Origin of the sequence: Virgisporangium aurantiacum (assembly GCF_016863635.1) — a bacterium.
In the GTDB taxonomy this organism is placed as follows: Bacteria; Actinomycetota; Actinomycetes; order Mycobacteriales; family Micromonosporaceae; genus Virgisporangium; species Virgisporangium aurantiacum.
Genome location: NZ_BOPG01000158.1, coordinates 1 through 3510, shown reverse-complemented (window position 1 = coordinate 3510; position 3510 = coordinate 1). Strand labels below are relative to the sequence as shown.

2 protein-coding genes are annotated in these 3510 nt (G+C 70.8%); one reads left to right on the top strand and one right to left on the bottom strand.

Going from position 1 to position 3510, the window contains the following annotated elements; translation table 11 throughout:
* Window positions 1-172: 172 nt before the first annotated feature.
* Window positions 173-574, bottom strand: coding sequence for an Hsp20/alpha crystallin family protein (locus tag Vau01_RS62730; protein ID WP_204015251.1), 402 nt, complete (start codon window positions 572-574; stop codon window positions 173-175).
* 312 nt (window positions 575-886) lie between these two features.
* On the opposite strand from Vau01_RS62730, the gene Vau01_RS62725 reads away from it, so the two are divergent.
* On the top strand, window positions 887-3508 hold the full coding sequence (locus Vau01_RS62725; protein ID WP_204015247.1) for a winged helix-turn-helix domain-containing protein: 2622 nt from the start codon (window positions 887-889) through the stop codon (window positions 3506-3508).
* The last annotated feature ends 2 nt before the right edge of the window (window positions 3509-3510 follow it).

Here is a 3510-nt window from a genome sequence, read left to right as displayed (position 1 = left end):
AGCCACCCCCACGCCCCACAGTGGCGTGGTTGATCAAGGAAGTAGACCCATCCACCAGAGCGTGACCGTTCAAGCAGACAGCCGATCCTTCCCCACCGCAAGTCGAGAACCACAGAACCAGAGGAGCGCCCGGTCGGCGGACGTCGAGTGGTGGCGGCGATAGAGATCGCCGTCAATCCTTCACCTCCACCTGACGCGGCTGGCTCGCCGTCGCCTTGCCCAGGCGCACCGTCAGCACGCCATCTCGCAATGTGGCGTCTACGCGGTCCGGGTTGATGTCGCCCGGCAGGGTGATACCGAATTCGAACTGGCCGACCCGCCGGGTCTGCCGGCGCAGGAGGCCGGTGCGCTCCTTCTCCTTGAGCTCGCCCGTGACGCGTACCTCGCTGTCGCGCAGTTCGATGTTCACGTCCTCACGTTTGAGGCCCGGCACGTCCAGTTCGAGGATGTAGGCGTCGTCCGTCTCCTCGATGTCCGCCGCCGGAATCCAGCCGGGTGCCTGCTCGCCGGTGGCACCGAACGGATCCCGCAGGAAGCTTCGGATCAGGTCCTGGAGCTGGTCGACTTCGGTCATCGGCTCGTTTCGCCGGCTGTGCACCGTGGCGAGCTGCCGGAATCGGCGCGTGGGCACTGTCGTCATGGTCGTTACTCCTTTGCGGTCGCCACCATCTGTCCACGGCGGCGGGTGAGCGCGCTTCACCCGGCGAGGGCGATCGCGGCGAAATCGGGAAATCGACCACTGGCTGGCAGTGCCGCGAACGGATTGACTGGAGCGGTCGGTACGTACGGACGGCAGACGGGCGGCAAGATGGCCAATTCATCTGCGCTGCTGAGCGAGATCCGGTACGCGCTCGTGGCGATTCCAGACAGGCGACGGGGCGCAGCCATGCCGGTTCTGCCGTCCAAACTGGTCGGGCCGCCGCCGCCGGCGCCGCTGGTGGCCCGCCCGAGGCTGGCGACCGTGCTGGACGTGGCCACCGTGCGGCGGCTCACGGTGCTGACCGCTCCCGCGGGGTGGGGGAAGACGACACTACTCAGCGGATGGGCCCGCGACACCCGGCGCGTCCCCGTCGCATGGATGACGATCGAGCCCGGTGACGACGGTGACAGCCTATGGACGCACCTCCACGCGTCGCTGTCCGCGGCCAGCGTCATCGGTGGGTACGACCAGCGTCCGGTGCCGGTACCTTCGTCGGTGTCGCGCCGGGTCTACCTCAGCGAGCTCGCCACGGCGCTGGCCGACCGTCCCACGCCGGTCGGCATCGTACTTGACGACATGCACCACCTTGCCGACCCCGACGCGTTACGGGATCTCGACTTCCTGCTGCGGCACGCGGAATCCCTGCGGCTGGTGGTCGCGGCCCGGACGGAGCCCTCGCTCGCTCTGCACCGCTGGCGGGTGGGTGGCGAACTGACCGAGATCAGTGCCGAGGACCTGGCGTTCACCGATGCCGAGGCCGCGCACGCGTTGGCACAGCACGGTGTCGAACTTCCGGCTGCTGACGTCGACACCCTGCGGGTGCTCACTGAAGGGTGGCCCGCAGCGATCAGGTTCATGGCGCAGGCCATGTGCGGGCAGCCCGACCCGCAGCGGCTGGTGGACCGGCTCACCGGCGAGCAGCCGGCCATCGCGGAGTATCTCGACCGCGAGGTTCTGGCTTGTCAGTCTCCCCACGAACGTGACTTCCTGCTCGCCACGTCGGTGTCGCCGCGCCTGTGCGGGACGCTGGCGGACGCGCTGACCGGTGGCACCGGAGGTGAACGCATGCTCGGTGAGTTCGTCCGGCGCGGTGCGTTCACGGTCGAGATTCCCGGCGAGCCGGGCTGGTACCGGTACCACCCGTTGTTCGCCGAGCTGCTGCGCAGCCGCCTTCGCCGAGCCGCCCCGGACCGGTTCTCGGAGCTGCATGGCCGGGCGGCCGACTGGTTCGCCGCGCATGGCCATGGCGGGGCGGCCCTCGACCAGGCACTGGCCGGCGGGGACTGGGACCGCGCCACCGCCGTGCTGTTCGGCCACTGGCACCGCATCGCGATGTGTCCCGACGGGCCCGGCACGCACGGCGCGGCGGCGGCGCCGCCGGAGGACCTCGTGCGTGCCGCGCCGGAGCTGGCGTTGGCCTACGCCGCGCACCTGCTGCGCGTCAACGACGGTACCGGCGCCGATGTCTTCCTACGGCTGGCCGGAGCCGGCCTGAACCGGCACCGGGCCGACCGGAGAGGTCCGGCCCGGACGGTGCACAAGGCGCTCTGCCTCGCGCGGGCCTGGCAGGACGCCAACCCCGCGGCCGTCGAGGCGATTGCCGGGCAACTGCTGGCCGATGTCGCCTCCGGCCACGCCGACCACGACGTCCGGGTACGGGTGGTCGCCCGAACGGCGCTGGGTGCGGCACAACTCGCCACTGGTGACCGCGAAACCGCTGAGCGGAATCTTGTCGCCGGCGCGCACGTCGCCGAACGGGCCTTCCTGCCCTGCGCCCGACACGCGTGCTCCGCCCGGCTGGCGGTGCTCTGGGCGGGCCGGGGTGAGCTAGGCCGCGCCGAGCGCGTCGCGCGGGAGGCGTTGCGGGCGCCGACGTGCACGGGACGATGCGGTGCCGACCGCCGGGCGGCCGCCTACCTTGCTTTGGCCACGGTGAGCTTCGAACGGGACCGTCTCGCCGAGGCCGACTGCTACCTCGATCTCGCCACGAACCAACCGCAGCGCGACCCGTTCGTCGCAGCCGGAGTTGCCACGACCCGCATCGCCATCCACCACGCGCGATCCGATATCGCTGCGGCGTACGCCACCCTCCGCGCCGCCCGGCGCGATCGAGACGCGATCGCCACCACTTACCTGTGCGAACGGTTGACGGTCGCGGAGGCCGAGTTGCGCATCGGATGTGGAGAGACGGCGATGGCCCGCGCGCTGTTGCAACCGATGCTGGACACCGTCCGCGAGCCGCAGCTGGATCTCGCCGTCGCGCTGGGGCGGTCATTTCTGTGCGACGGCGACCACCGGGCCGCGGCCAGGGCACTGCCGGACTGGTCCGACACCGGCGCGGGCCCGCTGGCGCTGCGGCTGGACGCCGGACTTCTGGCGGCCCTGGCCGCGCATTGTGGCGCCGATCCCCGCCGTGCCGGCGACATCCTGGAACATGTGCTGGAACTGGCCCAGCCCGAAGGTTTCCGCCGACCGTTCACCCACGGCGGGCCGCCCGTGCGCCGCCTGCTCGCCAATCATCTCGACGCCGGCACCGCACAGTGGTCGTGGGTGCGGGATCTGGTGGATACCGGCGCCGAGCGCGCGGTTGCCGCCGCCCGCCCACCGTTGCTGGTGGAGTCGCTGACCGACCGCGAGTTTACGGTGCTGCGGTATCTGCAGGGCGCGATGGCCAACAGCGAGATCGCCGGTGATCTGTCGGTCTCGGTGAACACCGTGAAGACGCACGTCCGCAACATCTACCGGAAGTTGGCCGTGACCGGACGACGCGCCGCCGTTCGCCGTGCCCGCGAGCTGACTCTGCTCTAGCC

Excerpts from the sequence above, each read along its gene's own strand:
- Vau01_RS62725 (WP_204015247.1), top strand. The coding sequence starts at position 887 with ATGCCGGTTCTGCCGTCCAAACTGGTCGGGCCGCCGCCGCCGGCGCCG.
- Vau01_RS62730 (WP_204015251.1), bottom strand. The coding sequence starts at position 574 with ATGACCGAAGTCGACCAGCTCCAGGACCTGATCCGAAGCTTCCTGCGG.